The following is a 16,618-nucleotide window of genomic DNA, read 5'->3' as shown; positions in this document are numbered from 1 at the left end:
GCCCAGGCAACGGTCGGGTCGGCATCCGTGACCGTCCCCCACGTGCCAAGTCCGCGCGCCTCGTGTAGAGAGACGCCATGTCCACTCCTGAAGTTTCCTCCGCGTCCGGCGGCTCGCGGGCCGACGCCGCCCTGGTGCTGTTCTCCGGCGGCCAGGACAGCAGCGTCTGCCTGGCCTGGGCCCTGGAGCGCTACGCCCGGGTCGAGACCGTCGGCTTCGATTACGGCCAGCGCCACGTGATCGAGATGCAGGCCCGCCAGTCGGTGCGCCGCCAGATGGCCGAACGCTTTCCGCACTGGGCCGACCGCCTGGGCGAGGACCACGTGCTGGACCTGACCGGCTTCGGCGCGGTGGCCCAGTCTGCCCTGACCGCCGACGTCGCCATCGAGATGACCGAGCGCGGCCTGCCCTCGACCTTCGTGCCGGGCCGCAACCTGGTGTTCCTGATCTACGCCGCCGCCCTGGCCGACCGCCGGGGCCTGGGGGCCCTGGTCGGCGGCATGTGCGAGACCGACTTCTCGGGCTATCCCGACTGCCGCCGCGACACCCTGGACGCCATGCAGAGCGCGCTGAACCTGGGCATGGACCGCGACTTCGTCATCGAGACCCCGCTGATGAAGCTGACCAAGGCCGAAACCTGGGCCCTGGCCAAGCAGCTCGGCGGCGAGGACCTGGTCGACCTGATCGTGGTCGAGAGCCACACCTGCTACCAGGGCGACCGCGGCGAACTGCACGCCTGGGGGCATGGCTGCGGCGAATGCCCGGCGTGCGAGCTGCGGCGGCGGGGGTATGAGGAGTGGGACGCGGGCGGGCGGGGCGTGCTCGGTGTCTGAAGTGCGCACTTTTAACTGTCATCCCGGAAGCCCCGCAGGGGCTGTCCGGGACCCAGGGGACTGGGCGAATGCGGTGCGGTTCACCTGGGTCCCGGACAAGCGCTGCGCCCGCCCGCCGTCAGGCGGGCCGCTTGCGCGACCCGAGGCCGGGATGACAACGGTGGGTGGCGGGCTCGCCCAATGACCTACACCGTCAAGGAAATCTTCCTCACCCTGCAGGGCGAGGGCGGGCAGGCGGGCAAGGCGGCGGTGTTCTGCCGGTTCGCCGGCTGCAACCTGTGGACCGGCCGCGAGCAGGACCGCGCCAAGGCCGTCTGCACCTTCTGCGACACCGACTTCGTGGGGACCGACGGCGAGGGCGGCGGCAAGTTCGCCACGGCCGAGGCGCTGGCCGACGCGGTCGAGGCCGCCTGGACCGGCGGGCCGCGCGACCGCCTGGTGGTCTGCACCGGCGGCGAGCCGCTGCTGCAGCTGGACGCGACGGCCATCGCCGCCCTGCACGCCCGCGGCTTCATGATCGCGGTCGAGACCAACGGCACGCTCAAGGCGCCCGACGGGATCGACTGGGTCTGCGTCAGTCCCAAGGCCGACGCCCCGGTGGTCCAGACACATGGCCAGGAGCTGAAGCTGGTCTACCCCCAGGACAAGGCCCTGCCGGAGCGCTTCGAAGGCCTGGATTTCGAGCGCTTCTACCTGCAGCCGATGGACGGCCCCGACCGCGAGCGCAACACCCAATTGGCCGTCGCCTATTGCCTTTCGCACCCACAATGGCGTTTAAGCGTCCAGACGCACAAATATCTCGGCCTGCCCTGACGGATAAGGCGCTCGACCTGGTGACAGGGTCGAGCCGCTAGAGCCTCCCAGGCCTTGTCAAAAGAAGTACCTGATGAAGCCCGTCTTCGAGATCACGAAGGCCGCGCATTTCGACGCGGCCCATTACATCGAGCAAGGTCCCGCCGACCATCGCTACCGCAAGCTGCACGGCCACTCGTTCAAGGTCGAGGCCAGCGTGCGCGGCGCCATGCAGGACGCCGGCTGGGTCGCCGACCTCGACGGCCTGGACGCGGCCCTGAAGGCGGTGGCCGCCGAGCTGGACCACGGCCTGCTCAACGATCGCCCGGGGCTGGAAAGCCCGACCCTGGAGCGGATCTGCCTCTATTTCGCCGAACGCCTGACGCCCCAGTTCCCGGGCCTGTCGCGCGTGGTGATCTCGCGGCCCACGATCGGCGAAAGCTGCGCGCTGGCGCTGTAAATCGCCCTCTCCCGGGGGAGAGGGAGGGGCCCAGGCGAAGCCTGGGAGGGTGAGGGATTACGCTTTCGCCCTCTTCCCTGAGCGCCCTGCCGGCACGCCGTCGGACGTCTAAACCCCTCACCCTCCCACCGCTGCGCGGCGGGTCCCTCCCTCTCCCAATGGGAGAGGGTTTTCACGCGCCGTTCCGTGTCCTATCCCTAGCGCCCACAACGCCTCGGGGAACCCTCGCCCATGCTCTACATGCTGCTGTGCTACAACAACGAGACCGAGGTCCTGGGCTGGACCCCGGAACAGGACGCCGCCGTCATGGGTCGGCTGTCGGTCGTGCACGACCGGCTGGTCGCCCAGGGCAAGATGGGGCCGTCGGGCCGGCTGCAGGGCACCTCGGCCGCCAAGACCCTGGTCAAGACCGACGCCCCGTTCGTGGTCGACGGTCCCTATGCCGAGACCAAGGAGCAGTTCCTGGGCTTCTATACCCTGGACGTCGCCGACATGGACGAGGCCCTCGACATCGCCCGCGAGCTGGGCGTGGCCAATCCCGGCGGCGCCTACGAGGTGCGGCCGATGCGGCTGTACCTGCCGGGGGCGATCGCGGCGGAGTAGGCCTGAAAGTCGAAGTCATGCGTCACCAAACCCTCGCCGCGCTTCTCGGCCTGATCGCGGCCGCCGCGCCCGCCGTCGCCAACGCCGAGACCTGGCGCTGCTCGGCCCGCAAGGGTCCGGTGACCCACGACCTGTCGGCGACGGTCGACGGCGAGCGGGTGACGGGCTTCGACTACCTGGCCTCGACCAAGGGCGCGTCGGACGTCACCAGCTGCAGCCTGGCGCCCGAGGGCAAGCCTACGGCCGGCCCGGCGGGCGTCACGACCTTCCCGCTGACCGACGACGACGTCGCCGTGGCCCGCAAGCGCGGCGACACGATCGTCTTCGACTTCACGCGGACGCGCCCGAGCCACTATTGCGGCCAGTCCTCGACGCTGGCCGCCACCCTGACGCTGAAGGCCGGCGCCAAGCGCTGCCTGGCGGTGAAGAACCAGTAGGCGGGGCGAGCGGCCTCAGCCGTCCCGCTGGGCCTTCTTCCATTCCTTGAATTCGCGCTCTTCGCGGTCCTTCTTGCTTTCGCCGGGGATCACCGCCTTGCCGGCCCCGACCACGACCTTGCCGGTCGTGCCGACCACGGCGGCGCCCGCGCCGACCACGGCCCCGCCGGCGGCGACGGCCAGGCAGCCCTGGCTGGTGGTGGCGATGGCCACGAGGGCGAGAACGAAGGGCAGGCGACGCGGGACCATGGACAAGCTCACTGAGTTGGGGCCTGCGTTCTAGCCCGGCGCGCCGCCAGGGTCGCCGCGTCCGATGGCCGCTGTGTGGCGAGGAGCAGGCGAGAGGTCACCAAAGACGATTGTCATCCCGGACGAGCGCGTAGCGCGATGATCCGGGACCGGGGCGTGAACTCTGAGCTTGTGGCGGTCCCGGATCGGCGCTCGGCTTGGCCGAGCTTGTCCGGGATGACAGCGCATTTCAGAGCCAATCCATTTGGAAGAGGTCCCTGGTCGCTCCTAGTGATTCCGGGAGAGGCCGCTAATCGTCCAGAAAGCCTAACGTTTTCAGGGTAATATCGATTTTCGGCAGAGGCCGGCGCTGGCGATCCCTCGGCGAACCGCGCGCATGCGGCCACGTTAATCTTCAATCTTCGCGCGCCGATGATCAGACTATCCTTAACGTCGGCGACGCTTGGTTACCTTTTATCAACGAAAAACTTAGGAACGAGACTCGCCGCAGGAGAGTTGATGCGCCGAAGGGATATGATTTCCGAATGACCTCCCGCGACGAACTCATCAAGCGCGAAGCTCTCGAGCTCTGGAATCAGATGCACGACGAGCCTCCGCCGGAAGTCGACGGCGGGACATTGCTCGAGATCATCTGCCGAAACCTGCACATCCAGGACTACGACCGCGTCCGCTCGCCGTTCCTGCGCCCGACGATGATCCTGCGCCCCGAGGAATGGCCCGAGGCGCGCAAGGGGTAGGGGCTTTCGCCAAGCTGAAAACAGCCTGTCATCCCGGACAAGCTCGGCGCAGCCGAGCGCCGATCCGGGACCGCCGGAAGCTCTGAGTTCACGCCCTGGTCCCGGATCTTCGCGCTACGCGCTCGTCCGGGATGACACCTACCGCCGACCGCTCATGCCCGGGACGAACGCCCCGCCGCCGGTCTGGGCGCGGTGGCGCAGGAAGGCGTCGGCCAGGACGCAGGCGGTCATGGCCTCGACCACCGGCACGCCGCGGATGCCCACGCAGGGGTCGTGGCGGCCCTTGGTGCGCAGGTCGACCTCTTCGCCGGCCTCGTTGACGCTCTCGCGCGGGGTCAGGATCGAGGAGGTCGGCTTGAAGGCCACGCGGGCCACCACCGGCTGGCCGGTCGACAGCCCGCCCAGCACGCCGCCGGCGTGGTTGCTGAGGAACACCGGGCCGTCCTCGCCCATCCGCATCTGGTCGGCGTTGTCCTCGCCCGACAGGGCGGCGCTGGCGAAGCCTTCGCCGATCTCCACGCCCTTGGCGGCGTTGATCGACATCAGGGCCGCGGCCAGCTCGGCGTCCAGCTTGCCATAGAGCGGCGCGCCCCAGCCGGCCGGCACGCCGATCGCCTCGACCTCGACGACGGCGCCGGTCGAGGATCCGGCCTTGCGGACCTTTTCCAGGTGCTCTTCCCAGACCGGAATGATCGCGGCGTCCGGCGACCAGTAGGGGTTCTGCTCGACCTGGTCCCAGTCCCAGTTCGCGTGGTCGATGGCGTGCGGGCCGATCTGCACCAGGGCCGCGCGCACGGTGACGCCGGGGATCACCAGCCGGGCGATGGCGCCGGCCGCCACCCGCGCGGCGGTCTCCCGCGCCGAGCTGCGCCCGCCGCCGCGATAGTCGCGCACGCCGTACTTGGCGAAATAGGGGTAGTCGGCGTGGCCCGGCCGGAAGGCCTGGGCGATCTCGCCATAGTCCTTGGAGCGCTGGTCGGTGTTGTCGATCATCAGGCTGATCGGCGTGCCCGTGGTGCGCTGGCCATCGCTGCGCTCGTCCTCGAACACCCCCGACAGGATGCGCACGGCGTCCGGCTCCTGGCGCTGGGTGACGAACTTGCCTTGGCCGGGGCGGCGCTTGTCGAGGAAGGCCTGGATCTGCTCGGCGGTCAGGGCGATGCCCGGCGGGACGCCGTCGACCACGCAGCCCAGGGCCGGGCCGTGGCTTTCGCCCCAGGTGGTGACGCGGAACAGGTGGCCGAAGGTGTTGTGCGACATGCGGGCGGTGTAGCCGAAAGCGGCGGAGGGGGCAAAGCCGGGTGCGGTCTTCTTCGGGTGGCGGCGAGGTCGGACGCCCGGACAGCCGCATTAAGCTTAATGCATCTTATGGTAGACTTAACGGTAAAGCTCCTAAAGGTTGCATTAAGCGCAACCCCAGAGTAAGATTGTATCTGTCGGAACCTAAGGTGGCGCCTGGCGACGACCGGGCCATAACAGGGAGCAAGCACATGACCATCGGCACAGCGAACTTCAGCGGCGATTGCGGCGAGTGCAAGAACGGCTACTACAGCGCCACGTCCTCCGGCGGAATGCAGCCCAACCAGTCGGCCACGGTCAACGGCAACTCGCCGCAGAACTGCGTGGTGGCCAACGACGGCGGCACGGTCTTCGCGATCGAGCTGCAGTCCATCGCCGGCATCTACAGCTACCAGGTCCGGGTCGACGCCCAGGGCCCCAAGGGCGCCTTCAGCGGCTCGATGTACCTGGCCTTCGAGGACCAGACAGGCGACGTCTACTATCTGAGCATCTTCTCCTCGACGCGCGAGTGGCACGAGGTCTCGTACAACAGCAGCGCGCCGGCGATCGTCCGGATCTACTGGAGCGACTATTCCTTCACCGTCGGCAGCGGCGACGCCGCCAAGGCCAAGCCGGCGTACAAGGTGCTCAGCCCGGTCGGCTAGGGCGGACCGTTCGGGGCATGCCCAACGGCATGTTCCGGTTCTAGCGCGCGGCTTGCCCCCACCTGGCGACTTCGTCGCCTGTCCGCCCCCATAGGGGGCGGAGCGCTCCGCCCCCTATGGGGGCGGACAGACCGCAACGCGGTCAGGTGGGGGCAAGTGGGCGAACCGCCAACGTCCTGTCTCGCCGTTAGAACGGCGCGGGGATCCTGCGGCTGACCGTGACCTGGTCGGGACGATCGGGGCTGTAGCGCACCTCGGTGACCGCCTGTCCGGCCCCGCCCAGCCAGAAAACCATCTGCCCATTCTGGCGCGTCACGGCCCATGGCGACAGCTTCGCCAGCGCCTGTCGGATCTTCCCGGGATCGGCGCAGAGGCCCGAGGCGGTCTCGTCGGAACAGGTGAACTGGGCCGGGGCGTCACCCAGCCGGATGTCGTCCAGATATCTCAGCGCCGGCAGGGCCTGGGTCGCCTCAAGGCCCGGGTTCAGGTGCACGTAGCCGTCGTCCGGGCATCCGGCGGCGCCGGGCAGGGCGATCTCGGTCGAGGCCCACACGCTGGAAAGCGCCGCCTCGCCTTCGGCGACGCCGGGGGCGTGGGAGAACCTGGCGATCCACCGTCTTCTCGAGCAACCCTGGGGGCCGGCGACCGACTGTTCGACCAATTGGCGCTCGACCATGCCAGGCGGGTCCATGCCCCGACCCGTCGGAACGACGATCTTCGCGATCGGCTCGTGATCCTTGCCCGCCAGAACGATCTCGCCCGCGGCCCGCGGCGACAGGTTCGCCAGCGCGCCCAGCGTGGGCGGACCTTGCGTCGCGAGCAGGACCATCGTCATCAGGATCATCGGCGCGCCTCGGCGATGTCGGCCAGATAGAGTTCGAGATTGGTATAGCCCGAGCCGTCCTTGGCAAGGGCCGCCCCGTCGGCCTTCCTCGGATCCAGGCCGTGGGCCTTCTCCCAGGCGTCGGGCATGCCGTCGCCGTCGGCGTCGACGGCCGCGACGCCGGCCGCGACGCCGGCCGGCAGGACCGGCCAGCCGCCGACCTGGGCCTGGCTGTCGATCAGTCGGCCCGTCCGGTCGCGCACCCCGGCCACGATCCGGGCGTCGACGCTGTCGCGGAACACGCTGGCCCCGGCGTCGGCCAGCACCCGCTCGTAGGCCGAGGCGGCCGGATCGGCCTTGACCGGCGCCACCGCGATCGGCGCGGCCCGACGATAGCCCGGCGCCTGCAGCCCGGTGACCAGGCTCCACGGATCGGCGGGGACGACGCCGTTCATGCTGTTGCCGGCGAAGAACGCCTTGGCCAGGCTGTTGCTCTCGTCGAAGGCGATGGGCTTATCGCTGTCGGGGCCCATGACATAGGCGTTGTCGACGAAGCTGTAGGCCGCCAGGGCCGCCTTGTCGGCGTCGTAGCCGGCGTGGTCCTTGCCCCAGTTGTAGAAGACGTTGGAGCGGAACTCGAACAAGGCCCCGACCGGGTCCTTGTCGGGGCCCTCATAGTTGCCCGGGCGCGGCATGCGAGCCAGGTGGTTGGCCCACAGGTTGTGGTGGAAGCTGATCCTCGAGCCGTTGCCGCCGCGGATCAGGCTGCCATAGCCGTGGTCGCCCTTGGCGTGGATCGAATGGCGCAGGCTCTCGGCGATGATCGACCATTGAACGGTCAGGTCATAGAAGCCCCCCTCTTTCCCATTGGGGCCCGGCGCGTCGTAGCGGGCGCTGGCCGACAGGGTCTCGTCCACCGACCAGCTGGCCGAGACATGGTCGAGGATGATCCGCCGGCCGGCGTTGATCCAGATCGCGTCGCCCTCGGTCTTGCTCTCGTCGCCCAGGCGCGAGCGGATGAAGCGGATGACCACGTCGTCGGCGGCCACCACCAGGGTGTGGTCGCGCAGGGTGATCCCGCCGCCCGGGGCGGTCTGGCCGGCGATGGTGATCCGGCCGTTGGCGATCTTCAGCTCGCGCTTCAGCGGGATCGTGCCGGCGACCTCGAAGACGACGGTGCGCGGCCCCTCGGCCTCGACGGCGGCGCGCAGGGAGCCCGGGCCGGAGTCCTCCAGGTTGGTCACCTTGATCACCGCCCCGCCGCGCCCGCCCGCCGACAGCCGTCCCGCGCCCTCGGCGCCGGGGAAGGCGAGAACCTCGCGCGGGACGGCCTGGGCCAGGGGCGCGGCGAGGGGCGCGGCGAAGGCCAGGGCGGCGGCCAGGATCGTTGTCGGAGCGCCGGACGTGCGGATCATCTTCGTTTCCCCCTTTTTCGCCGCTCATCCCGGCGAATGCCGGGACCCAGATCCCGTGGCGGTGCGGCTGGCTGGATAGGCTCAGAGCCATTGGCGTCAGCCCCGTCGCCATTCCATCTGGGTCCCGGCATTCGCCGGGATGAGCGGATGTTGGGGGGCATCATCTCCCGTCCCAAAACCTCTGTCCACCGGTGTCATCGCCGTACGGTAAGGCTTCCCGATCACTGTGGAAGGACACCTCGCGCGAGCCTTGATGATTAATCAGGCAGGATTTGCCGCCAAATCGCGCATCCGCCACCCCGATGGCCCGCCAAACCAGCCACAGGGCGCGACGGATTGTCCGACCCCGGTTCTGCAAGCTGACAGCAGTGTCATGCTCGCCCGTCTGGCGAGTGATTCGGCTGTTCCGGGTCCCGCCGCCGGTTTCGGGGGAAACCACGCATGGCAGGACCTTCGACCGGCGAAGACGCCAGCCTCCGCCCAGAACGCATCCTGGAGCTCAGCGAGCGCCTCAGCGCCGTGGCCGGCGAGAAGATCGGCGAGATCGCCTATGTCAACCGCTCGGCCAAGATGCTGGCGATCAACGCCCTGATCGTCGCCGCCCGGGCCGGCGAGGCGGGGCGCGGCTTCGCCATCGTCGCCGAGGAGTTCAAGACCATCTCCACCCAGATCGACGTGGTGGCCGCCGCCCTGGAGAGCCAGGTGCGCGCCGACCTCGACGAGCTGACGGCGATCGGCGGGGCGATCCTGGGCCACCTGCGCGGCCAGCGCCTGGTCGACCTGGCCCTGAACGCCATCGAGATCATCGACCGCAACCTCTACGAGCGCACCTGCGACGTGCGCTGGTGGGCCACCGACAGCGCCGTGGTCGACTGCGTGGCCGCCCCCTCGCGCGAGGCGGCTGCCTACGCCAGCCAGCGGCTGAAGGTGATCCTCGACGCCTACACCGTCTATCTGGACCTGTGGATCGCCGACCCCTCGGGCCGGGTGATCGCCAGCGGCCGCCCCGACCGCTATCCGGCCGCCCGCAACGCCTCGGTAGCCGACGCGCCCTGGTTCCGCGACGCCCTGCGCACCCGGTCGGGCGACGATTTCACGGTCTGCGACATCGAGCGGGTCAAGGCCCTGAACGACGCCCCGGTCGCCACCTACGCCACGGCCATCCGCGAGGGCGGCCAGGCCGACGGCCGGGTGCTGGGCGTGCTGGGCGTGCATTTCGACTGGAAGCCCCAGGCCCAGGCGGTGGTCGACGGCGTGCGCCTGACCGACGAGGAACGGACCCGCTCGCGGGTGCTGCTGCTGGACCAGAACCACCGGGTGCTGGCCAGTTCGGACGGCAAGGGCGTGCTGGAGGAGACCTTCCCGCTCGACACGACCGGCGGCGACATGGCCAGCTACGCCGACGGAGCCCGCACCATCGGCTACGCCCTGACGCCCGGCTACGAGACCTACCGGGGTCTGGGCTGGTACGGCTGCCTGGTCCAGACGGCGGAGGCGGAGAAGGTCTCCGCCACCTTTCGCGCGGGCGTGAAGGCGGCGTGACCTATATTCCCTCTCCCATGGGGAGAGGGAGGGGCCCAAGCGAAGCTTGGGAGGGTGAGGGGGTTCTGAGTTCGACGGCGCGCCGGCAGGGCGCTCAGGGATAATTGGTGAGGGTGTAACCCCTCACCCTCCCACGCCTGCGGCGCGGGTCCCTCCCTCTCCCTCTGGGAGAGGGTGCTTCTACCCCTCCCAGAACCGGAACGCCTGGTACCCCGCGCCGATGTCGGGACGGGAGACGCCGAACAGGTCGGTGATCGTCAGCACGACGCCGAACAGGGCGTGGTTGACGCCGGGGATGAAGAAGATCGCCAGGAACAGGCCGATGAACACCAGGCCGCCGACCTTCATCGCCTGCTGCTGGACGGCCGGCGGCAGGTAGGGGCGGATCACGCCGAAGCCGTCCAGGCCCGGCAGGGGCAGCAGGTTCAGCACCAGGGCGAAGCCTTGCAGGAAGGCCAGGAAGGCGGCGGCGCGCGACAGCGGACTGGTCTCGACGCCGAACGCCCGGTCGGCGGCCAGGCAGACGGCCAGGCCGACCAGCACCGCCAGGGTGCCCAGCGGCCCGGCCAGCGAGGCCAGGGCCCGGCCGCGCCGGCTGCGCATCAGGTCGTCGCGCAGATAGACCGCCCCGCCCGGAAAGCCGATCCCGCCCATGGCCAGCACCACCAGCGGAAGGATCAGGCTGGTCCCCAGGTCGGTGTATTTCAGCGGGTCCAGGGTCAGGTAGCCCTTCTGGGCGATCGTGTGGTCGCCGGCCTTCCAGGCCACGAAGGCGTGGGCGAACTCGTGGACCACCACGCTGAGGATCCAGCCGACCACCACGAAGGCGAAGGTCAGCACGCCGGGCGGCGCCTCCAGCCGCGCCAGGGCGAAGGTCAGGGCGGCGAAGATCCCCGTCAGGATCAGGGCGTTGGCGCTGATCGGGGCGGGCTTGGAGGGGCGGATGTCGGCGAGGGTCATGGACCCTTATACCGCTTCTCCTCCCTCGCGCAGCGGGGGAGGGTTGTCGCACATGGATCCGCATCGAAGAAAACTGTCATCCCGGACAAGCTCGGCGAAGCCGAGCGCCGATCCGGGACCGCCGCAAGCTCTGAGTTCACGCCCCGGTCCCGGATCTTCGCGCCGCGCGCTCGTCCGGGATGACAAACCCTTTTGCGCGTAAGCGATAACCCCCGCGCAGCGGGATGGCGAAGCGGACGGAGGGGCGTCCCTCCGCGCCTCAGTCCACCGCCGCCAGCACCGCGCGGATCGTCTCAACCACCTGGTCCACCTGCCCCTTCTCGATGATCAGCGGCGGCGACAGGGCGATGATGTCGCCGGTCACGCGGGTCAGCAGGCCGCGGTCGAAGGCGGTCTCGAACGCGGCCATCGCCCGGGCGGTGGGCGCGCCGGGGCGGGGCTCCAGCTCGATGCCCGCGATCAGGCCGAAGTCGCGGATGTCGACCACGTGGCGGGCGTCCTTCAGCGAATGGACCGCCGTGCGCCAGTAGGGCTCCATCTCCAGCGCCCGCGCGAACAGGCCCTCCTCCTGGTAGACCTCCAGGGTCGCCAGGCCGGCCGCGCAGGCCAGGGGGTGCGCGCCGTAGGTGTAGCCGTGGAACAGCTCGATCGGGGCGTCGGCGCCGTCCATCATCGCCTGGTAGACGCCCTCGGACGCCGCCACCGCCCCGGCCGGCACAGCGGCGTTGGTCAGGCCCTTGGCCATGCAGATCATGTCCGGCGTCACCCCGAACCGCTCGGCCGCGAAGGCCGCGCCCACTCGGCCAAAGCCGGTGATCACCTCGTCGAAGATCAGCAGGATGTCGTGCCTGTCGCAGATCGCCCGCAGGCGCTGCAGGTAGCCTTCGGGCGGGACCAGCACGCCGGTCGAGCCGGCCACCGGCTCGACGATCACCGCGGCGATGTTGCTGGCGTCGTGCAGGGCGACGATGCCCTCGAGCGCGTCGGCCAGTTCCGCGCCGTTCTGCGGCTGGCCCTGGGCGAACAGGTTGCCGGCCACGCCGTGGGTGTGGGGCAGGTGGTCGACGCCGGTCAGCAAGCTGCCGAAATACATCCGGTTCTTGGGGATGCCGCCCACCGATATGCCGCCGAAGCCCACGCCGTGATAGCCGCGCTCGCGGCCGATCAGCCGGGTCTTGGTCCCCTTGCCGCGGGCCCGGTGATAGGCCAGGGCGATCTTCAGCGCGGTGTCGACAGACTCCGAGCCCGAGCCGGTGAAGAAGATCCGGTCCAGGCCCGGCGGGGTGATCTGGGCGATGCGGCTGGCGAAGGCGAAGGCGCCCGGGTGGCCCATGTTGAAGCTGGGGGCGAAGTCCATCTCGCCGGCCTGGTTGCGGATGGCCTCGACAATCCTGGGGCGGTTGTGGCCGGCGTTGACGCACCACAGGCCCGAGGTGGCGTCCAGCACCTGGCGGCCGTCGGGCGTGGCGTAGTACATGCCCTCGGCGCGGCCCAGCATCCGGGGATTGGCCTTGAACCGCCGGTTGGGCGTGAACGGCATCCAGAAGGCGTCGAGGTCGTTGGTCGCGGCCTGAGAGCCGAAATCGGTCATGGGGAGGTCTCCGGCCCTGGCGTTCTGGGCTGACGCGTGCATTGTGATCGCAGTTCAATGTGATCTGGCAAGCCCCTACGGCCGCTCATCCCGGCGAATGCCGGGACCCAGATCCCAAAGCGTGGATTCTGATCGGATGAACGCCGAGCCCAAGGAAGCCGCCTCAAAGCCATTCCATCTGGGTCCCGGCGTTCGCCGGGATGAGCGGATCTTTTGGCAGGAGGGGTAGGTGGCTGAACGCAAACCCCTCGCCGACAGCCTGGCCGTCCACGACCAGGTCTACGAGGCCCTTCGCCAGGCGGTGATCACCGGCCGCATCGCGCCCGGGGTGGGCGTCAGCCTGCGCAGCCTGGCGGCCGAGCTGGGGGTGTCGCCGATGCCGGTGCGCGACGCCGTGCGGCGGCTGGTGGCCGAGCGGGCCCTGGCGATCAACCCGGCCAACAAGCGCCTGAGCGTGCCGTCCCTGACCGCCGACCGCCTGGAGCAGCTGTCGCTGGCCCGGCTGTGGATCGAGCCGGAGCTGGCCGCCCGCGCCGCGCCGCACGCCGACGCCGCACTGCTCAAGCGCCTGCACGAGCTGGACGCCGCCGTCGACGACGCCCTGCGGCTGGGCGACGTCGACGCCTACATGACCGCCAACCATGACTTCCACTTCGCCCTCTACGCGCGGGCCGAGGCCGAGGTGCTGCTGGCCATGGCCGGCGGGCTGTGGCTGCAGATCGGGCCGTTCATGCGCGTGGTGTTCGGCCGGGTCGGCGCCGACGGCCTGGTCGCCGACCGCCACGCCGAAGCCATGGAGGCGCTGAAGGCCCACGACGCCGAGGGCGCCCGCCGGGCCATCGCCGCCGACCTGTCGGAGGGCATGGACAAGATGCGCATGGCGGTGGAGGCGGGGCGGTGAGCCGCTTCTCCTCACCCGCAAAGCGGGGGAGGTGGCGCGATGCGAATACGCATCGTGACAGAGGGGGCGCTCTCCGCCGTCGGACGCCCCCTCCGTCTCGTCGCTGCGCGCCGAGCCACCTCCCCCGTTCCACGGGGGAGAAGAAACGGCGCCCATCGTTTGGGCGCGGCGTCCATCGCGGCCTCCTTCACCTTGACAGCCGTCCCGCCACCGCAAACTGTGATCACAATTCATCGAGAGCTCTCCCGTGACCGCCGCCAGCCCGATCGACGTCCTCAAGACCCTGGCCCTGCCCGGCCGGGCGGTGATCGACGGCGCGCTGGTCGAGGCGGCCTCGGGCATGACCTTCCACAACGTCTCGCCGCGCGACGGGACGGTCCTGAACCAGGTCGCCGCCTGCCAGGGCGAGGACGTCGACCGCGCCGTGGCCTCCGCCCGCGCCGCCTTCGAGGACGGCCGCTGGCGCGACCAGGGCCCACGCGCCAAGAAGGCGGTGCTGTTCAAGCTGGCCGAGCTGATGGAGCGCGACGCCGAGCAACTGGCCCTGCTGGAGAGCGTCGACACTGGCAAGCCGATCCGCGACGCCCGCGCCGTCGACATCCCGCTGGCGATCGGCACCACCCGCTGGTACGCCGAGGCCCTGGACAAGATCTATGGCGAGGTCGGGACCTCGCCGGTCGACCGGCTGAGCTGGGCCGTGCACGAGCCCCTGGGCGTGATCGGGGCCATCGTGCCGTGGAACTTCCCGCTGCACATGGCCATGTGGAAGGTCGCCCCGGCCCTGGCCATGGGCAATTCCGTCGTCCTGAAGCCCGCCGAGCAGTCGCCGCTGACCGCCCTGAAGCTGGGCGAGCTGGCTCTCGAAGCCGGACTGCCGCCTGGCGTGCTGAACGTGGTCCCGGGTCTGGGCGGAGTCGCGGGCGAGGCGCTGGCCCTGTCGATGGATGTCGACATGATCGCCTTCACCGGCTCGGGCCCGGTGGGCCGGCGGCTGATGGAGTCTTCGGCCCGGTCGAACCTCAAGCGGGTGTCGCTGGAGCTGGGCGGCAAGTCGCCCCAGATCGTCTTCGCCGACTGTCCGGACCTGGACGCCGCCGCCTCGGCCGCCGCCTGGGGCGTGTTCTATAACCAGGGCGAGGTCTGCACCGCCGCCTCGCGCCTGCTGGTGCAGGACTCGATCAAGGACGCCTTCCTCGAGAAGGTGGTCGCGGTGGCCAAGACCATGGTCCCCGGCGACCCGCTGGATCCGGAGACCAATTTCGGGGCCATGGTCAGCGAGCGGCAGATGAACACCGCCCTGGACTATATCGCCACCGCCGACAGCCAGGGCGCGCGCCGCCTGCTGGGCGGCCAGAGGGTGCGCCAGGAGACGGGCGGCTTCTATGTCGAGCCTACCATCTTCGACCGGCTGGCGCCCGACCACACCCTGGCCCGCGAGGAAGTGTTCGGCCCGGTGCTGGGGGTGCAATCCTTCAAGGATGCGGACGAGGCGATCGGCCTGGCCAACGACACCGTCTACGGCCTGGCCGCCGGCCTGTGGACGTCGGACATCAACCGCGCCCTGACCTGCGCCCGGCGGCTGAAGGCCGGACTGGTGTGGATCAACGGCTGGGACGCCTGCGACATCACCATGCCGTTCGGCGGCTTCAAGCAGTCGGGCTTCGGCCGCGACCGCAGCCTTCACGCGTTGCACAAGTACGCCGACCTGAAGTCGGTGTCCGTGACGCTGAGGTGACGCCCATGACCTTCAAGACCCTGGAACTTGTCGAAACCGCCGCCTTCATCGACGGCCTGTGGATCGAGAGCGAGAGCACCTTTGAGGTGCTGAACCCGGCCGACGGGTCGGTGATCGCCGAAGTGGCCGACCTGGGCGCGTCGGAGACCAAGGTCGCCATCGAGGCCGCCCATCGCGCCTTCCCCGCCTGGGCCGCCAAGACCGCCAAGGACCGCGGGGCGATCCTGCGCAAGTGGTCGGACCTGATGCTGCTGCACGCCGAGGCCCTGGCCCGGCTGATGACCGCCGAGCAGGGCAAGCCGCTGGCCGAGTCGCGGGGCGAGGTGTCGTACGGCGCGGCGTTCATCGATTGGTTCGCCGAGGAGGCCAAGCGGGCCTACGGCCATGCGATCCCCAGCCCGCTGCCGGGGAAACGCCTGGTGTCGATCAAGCAGCCGGTCGGGGTCTGCGCGGCCATCGCGCCGTGGAACTTCCCGATCGCCATGATCACCCGCAAGGTCGGGCCGGCCCTGGCCAGCGGCTGCACCGTGGTGGTCAAGCCGGCGGCCGAGACGCCGCTGTGCGCCCTGGCCATCGCCCGGCTGGCGGTGGAAGCGGGGGTGCCGGCCGGGGTGCTGAACGTGGTCACCGGTCGGGACGCCTCGGCCATCGGCAAGGCCCTGTGCGACGATGCAAGGGTGCGCAAGCTGTCGTTCACCGGCTCGACTCCGGTGGGCAAGACGCTCTACGCCCAGTGCGCCGGCACGATGAAGAAGCTGTCGCTGGAGCTGGGCGGCAACGCGCCGTTCATCGTCTTCGACGACGCCGACCTGGAGGCCGCCGTCGATGGGGCGATCGCCAGCAAGTACCGCAACACCGGCCAGACCTGCGTCTGCGCCAACCGGCTGCTGGTGCAGGCGGGGATCCATGACGCGTTCGTGGCGAGGCTGACCGAAAAGGTCGCGGCGCTGAAGGTCGGTCCGGGCACGGAAGAGGGCGTGACCATCGGCCCGCTGATCAACGACAAGGCCATCGCCAAGGTCGAGACGCTGGTGCGCGAAGCCGTGGAGCGGGGCGCGACGGCCACGGTCGGCGGCGACCGTCACGAGCTGGGCGGCCTGTTCTGGCAGCCCACCGTGCTGACCGGCGCCACGCCCGACATGCGGCTGTTCCAGGAGGAGATCTTCGGCCCGGTCGCGCCGATCGTGAAGTTCGACACCGAGCAGGACGCCATCGACCTGGCCAACGCCACGCCGTTCGGCCTGGCCTCCTACTTCTACAGCCGCGACGTCGGCCGCTGCTGGCGGGTGGCCGAGGCCATCGAGGCCGGCATGGTCGGGATCAACGAAGGCATCATCTCCACCGAGGTGGCCCCGTTCGGCGGCGTCAAGGACTCGGGCCTGGGTCGCGAGGGGTCGTCGGAGGGCTTGGACGAGTATCTGGAGACCAAGTACCTGTGCTTTGGCGGGGTGGGATGAGCGCGGCCCTGACGCCCCCTCCGTCACGAGGCTGCGCCTCGCGCCACCTCCCCCGCTTCGCGGGTGAGGAGAAGGACGCGTCAACCCGCTCCTCCCCCGTGCAACGGGGGAGGTGGCGCGCTGCGAATACGCAGCGTGAC

At 69.9% G+C, this 16,618-nt stretch carries 17 protein-coding genes; 11 read left to right on the top strand and 6 right to left on the bottom strand.

All coding sequences use genetic code 11. The annotated features are described in order from the left end of the window. Nucleotides 1-77: 77 nt before the first annotated feature. From queC to J2X41_RS13390, 5 genes are all read left to right on the top strand, one after another. Nucleotides 78-833, top strand: coding sequence for a 7-cyano-7-deazaguanine synthase QueC (gene queC / locus J2X41_RS13415; protein ID WP_310082442.1), 756 nt, complete (start codon nt 78-80; stop codon nt 831-833). Nucleotides 834-1,013: 180 nt separating this feature from the next. Next, nucleotides 1,014-1,646, top strand: a complete 633-nt coding sequence (gene queE / locus J2X41_RS13410; protein WP_310082441.1) for a 7-carboxy-7-deazaguanine synthase — start codon at nt 1,014-1,016, stop codon at nt 1,644-1,646. A 73-nt stretch (nt 1,647-1,719) separates the two neighbouring features. Beyond that, entirely contained in the window at nt 1,720-2,085 is a 366-nt protein-coding gene (locus J2X41_RS13405; protein WP_028038409.1) for a 6-carboxytetrahydropterin synthase, read from the top strand. Nucleotides 2,086-2,316: 231 nt separating this feature from the next. Continuing rightward, nucleotides 2,317-2,688: a YciI family protein gene (locus J2X41_RS13395; protein WP_310082440.1), complete on the top strand. Its 372-nt coding sequence runs from the start codon at nt 2,317-2,319 to the stop codon at nt 2,686-2,688. A 17-nt stretch (nt 2,689-2,705) separates the two neighbouring features. Beyond that, nucleotides 2,706-3,125, top strand: a complete 420-nt coding sequence (locus J2X41_RS13390; RefSeq protein ID WP_310082439.1) for a hypothetical protein — start codon at nt 2,706-2,708, stop codon at nt 3,123-3,125. 15 nt (nt 3,126-3,140) lie between these two features. Here J2X41_RS13390 and J2X41_RS13385 read toward each other — a convergent pair whose 3' ends face one another. Next, nucleotides 3,141-3,374, bottom strand: a complete 234-nt coding sequence (locus J2X41_RS13385) for a hypothetical protein (RefSeq protein ID WP_310082438.1) — start codon at nt 3,372-3,374, stop codon at nt 3,141-3,143. 524 nt (nt 3,375-3,898) lie between these two features. Here J2X41_RS13385 and J2X41_RS13380 point away from each other — a divergent pair. Then, nucleotides 3,899-4,111, top strand: a complete 213-nt coding sequence (locus J2X41_RS13380; RefSeq protein ID WP_310082436.1) for a hypothetical protein — start codon at nt 3,899-3,901, stop codon at nt 4,109-4,111. Between the two features lie 138 nt (nt 4,112-4,249). Here the strand turns inward: J2X41_RS13380 and aroC are convergent, their stop codons facing one another. Next, nucleotides 4,250-5,371 carry a chorismate synthase gene (aroC, locus tag J2X41_RS13375; protein ID WP_310082434.1) on the bottom strand — a complete coding sequence of 374 codons (1,122 nt, stop codon included), beginning with the start codon at nt 5,369-5,371 and terminating at the stop codon, nt 4,250-4,252. A gap of 230 nt (nt 5,372-5,601) precedes the next feature. On the opposite strand from aroC, the gene J2X41_RS13370 reads away from it, so the two are divergent. Then, nucleotides 5,602-6,054: a hypothetical protein gene (locus J2X41_RS13370; RefSeq protein ID WP_310082433.1), complete on the top strand. Its 453-nt coding sequence runs from the start codon at nt 5,602-5,604 to the stop codon at nt 6,052-6,054. 187 nt (nt 6,055-6,241) lie between these two features. Here the strand turns inward: J2X41_RS13370 and J2X41_RS13365 are convergent, their stop codons facing one another. Then, a complete protein-coding gene (locus tag J2X41_RS13365) occupies nt 6,242-6,898 on the bottom strand; it encodes a hypothetical protein (RefSeq protein WP_310082432.1) in 657 nt (218 codons plus the stop codon). Next, the gene (locus tag J2X41_RS13360; protein WP_310082430.1) at nt 6,895-8,292 is read right to left on the bottom strand and encodes a pectate lyase; all 1,398 of its coding nucleotides are present in this window, start codon (nt 8,290-8,292) and stop codon (nt 6,895-6,897) included. Before J2X41_RS13360 ends, J2X41_RS13365 begins: the two co-directional genes overlap by 4 nt. A 441-nt stretch (nt 8,293-8,733) precedes the next feature. Between J2X41_RS13360 and J2X41_RS13355 the strand changes: the two genes are divergently transcribed. Then, nucleotides 8,734-9,834: a methyl-accepting chemotaxis protein gene (locus tag J2X41_RS13355; protein WP_310082427.1), complete on the top strand. Its 1,101-nt coding sequence runs from the start codon at nt 8,734-8,736 to the stop codon at nt 9,832-9,834. A gap of 180 nt (nt 9,835-10,014) precedes the next feature. Here J2X41_RS13355 and J2X41_RS13350 read toward each other — a convergent pair whose 3' ends face one another. Together J2X41_RS13350 and J2X41_RS13345 are read right to left on the bottom strand one after the other, a co-directional pair. Further along, nucleotides 10,015-10,794: a site-2 protease family protein gene (locus tag J2X41_RS13350; RefSeq protein WP_310082425.1), complete on the bottom strand. Its 780-nt coding sequence runs from the start codon at nt 10,792-10,794 to the stop codon at nt 10,015-10,017. A gap of 259 nt (nt 10,795-11,053) precedes the next feature. Next, nucleotides 11,054-12,427, bottom strand: a complete 1,374-nt coding sequence (locus J2X41_RS13345) for an aspartate aminotransferase family protein (protein WP_310082423.1) — start codon at nt 12,425-12,427, stop codon at nt 11,054-11,056. Between the two features lie 187 nt (nt 12,428-12,614). On the opposite strand from J2X41_RS13345, the gene J2X41_RS13340 reads away from it, so the two are divergent. The 3 genes from J2X41_RS13340 to J2X41_RS13330 all read left to right on the top strand — a co-directional run bounded on the left by J2X41_RS13340 (nt 12,615) and on the right by J2X41_RS13330 (nt 16,478). Further along, the gene (locus J2X41_RS13340; protein WP_310082422.1) at nt 12,615-13,286 is read left to right on the top strand and encodes a GntR family transcriptional regulator; all 672 of its coding nucleotides are present in this window, start codon (nt 12,615-12,617) and stop codon (nt 13,284-13,286) included. Between the two features lie 247 nt (nt 13,287-13,533). Next, complete coding sequence (locus J2X41_RS13335; protein ID WP_310082420.1) at nt 13,534-15,021, top strand: aldehyde dehydrogenase; 1,488 nt, start codon at nt 13,534-13,536, stop codon at nt 15,019-15,021. A 5-nt stretch (nt 15,022-15,026) separates the two neighbouring features. Next, the gene (locus tag J2X41_RS13330) at nt 15,027-16,478 is read left to right on the top strand and encodes an NAD-dependent succinate-semialdehyde dehydrogenase (protein WP_404979935.1); all 1,452 of its coding nucleotides are present in this window, start codon (nt 15,027-15,029) and stop codon (nt 16,476-16,478) included. Nucleotides 16,479-16,618: the final 140 nt, after the last annotated feature.

This window comes from Caulobacter sp. BE254, assembly GCF_031457295.1.
Taxonomy (GTDB): Bacteria; Pseudomonadota; Alphaproteobacteria; order Caulobacterales; family Caulobacteraceae; genus Caulobacter.
Note: the sequence above shows the minus strand (reverse complement) of the source record. Positions and strands in the feature narration are given on the sequence as shown.

What these genes read in the sequence shown, in the direction of transcription:
- J2X41_RS13405 (WP_028038409.1), top strand. Translation starts at nt 1,720, where the DNA reads ATGAAGCCCGTCTTCGAGATCACGAAGGCCGCGCATTTCGACGCGGCC.
- J2X41_RS13345 (WP_310082423.1), bottom strand. Translation starts at nt 12,427, where the DNA reads ATGCACGCGTCAGCCCAGAACGCCAGGGCCGGAGACCTCCCCATGACC.
- J2X41_RS13370 (WP_310082433.1), top strand. Translation starts at nt 5,602, where the DNA reads ATGACCATCGGCACAGCGAACTTCAGCGGCGATTGCGGCGAGTGCAAG.
- J2X41_RS13390 (WP_310082439.1), top strand. Translation starts at nt 2,706, where the DNA reads ATGCGTCACCAAACCCTCGCCGCGCTTCTCGGCCTGATCGCGGCCGCC.
- J2X41_RS13365 (WP_310082432.1), bottom strand. Translation starts at nt 6,898, where the DNA reads ATGATCCTGATGACGATGGTCCTGCTCGCGACGCAAGGTCCGCCCACG.
- queE (WP_310082441.1), top strand. Translation starts at nt 1,014, where the DNA reads ATGACCTACACCGTCAAGGAAATCTTCCTCACCCTGCAGGGCGAGGGC.
- J2X41_RS13330 (WP_404979935.1), top strand. Translation starts at nt 15,027, where the DNA reads ATGACCTTCAAGACCCTGGAACTTGTCGAAACCGCCGCCTTCATCGAC.
- aroC (WP_310082434.1), bottom strand. Translation starts at nt 5,371, where the DNA reads ATGTCGCACAACACCTTCGGCCACCTGTTCCGCGTCACCACCTGGGGC.
- J2X41_RS13350 (WP_310082425.1), bottom strand. Translation starts at nt 10,794, where the DNA reads ATGACCCTCGCCGACATCCGCCCCTCCAAGCCCGCCCCGATCAGCGCC.
- J2X41_RS13385 (WP_310082438.1), bottom strand. Translation starts at nt 3,374, where the DNA reads ATGGTCCCGCGTCGCCTGCCCTTCGTTCTCGCCCTCGTGGCCATCGCC.
- J2X41_RS13355 (WP_310082427.1), top strand. Translation starts at nt 8,734, where the DNA reads ATGGCAGGACCTTCGACCGGCGAAGACGCCAGCCTCCGCCCAGAACGC.
- J2X41_RS13360 (WP_310082430.1), bottom strand. Translation starts at nt 8,292, where the DNA reads ATGATCCGCACGTCCGGCGCTCCGACAACGATCCTGGCCGCCGCCCTG.
- queC (WP_310082442.1), top strand. Translation starts at nt 78, where the DNA reads ATGTCCACTCCTGAAGTTTCCTCCGCGTCCGGCGGCTCGCGGGCCGAC.
- J2X41_RS13395 (WP_310082440.1), top strand. Translation starts at nt 2,317, where the DNA reads ATGCTCTACATGCTGCTGTGCTACAACAACGAGACCGAGGTCCTGGGC.
- J2X41_RS13380 (WP_310082436.1), top strand. Translation starts at nt 3,899, where the DNA reads ATGACCTCCCGCGACGAACTCATCAAGCGCGAAGCTCTCGAGCTCTGG.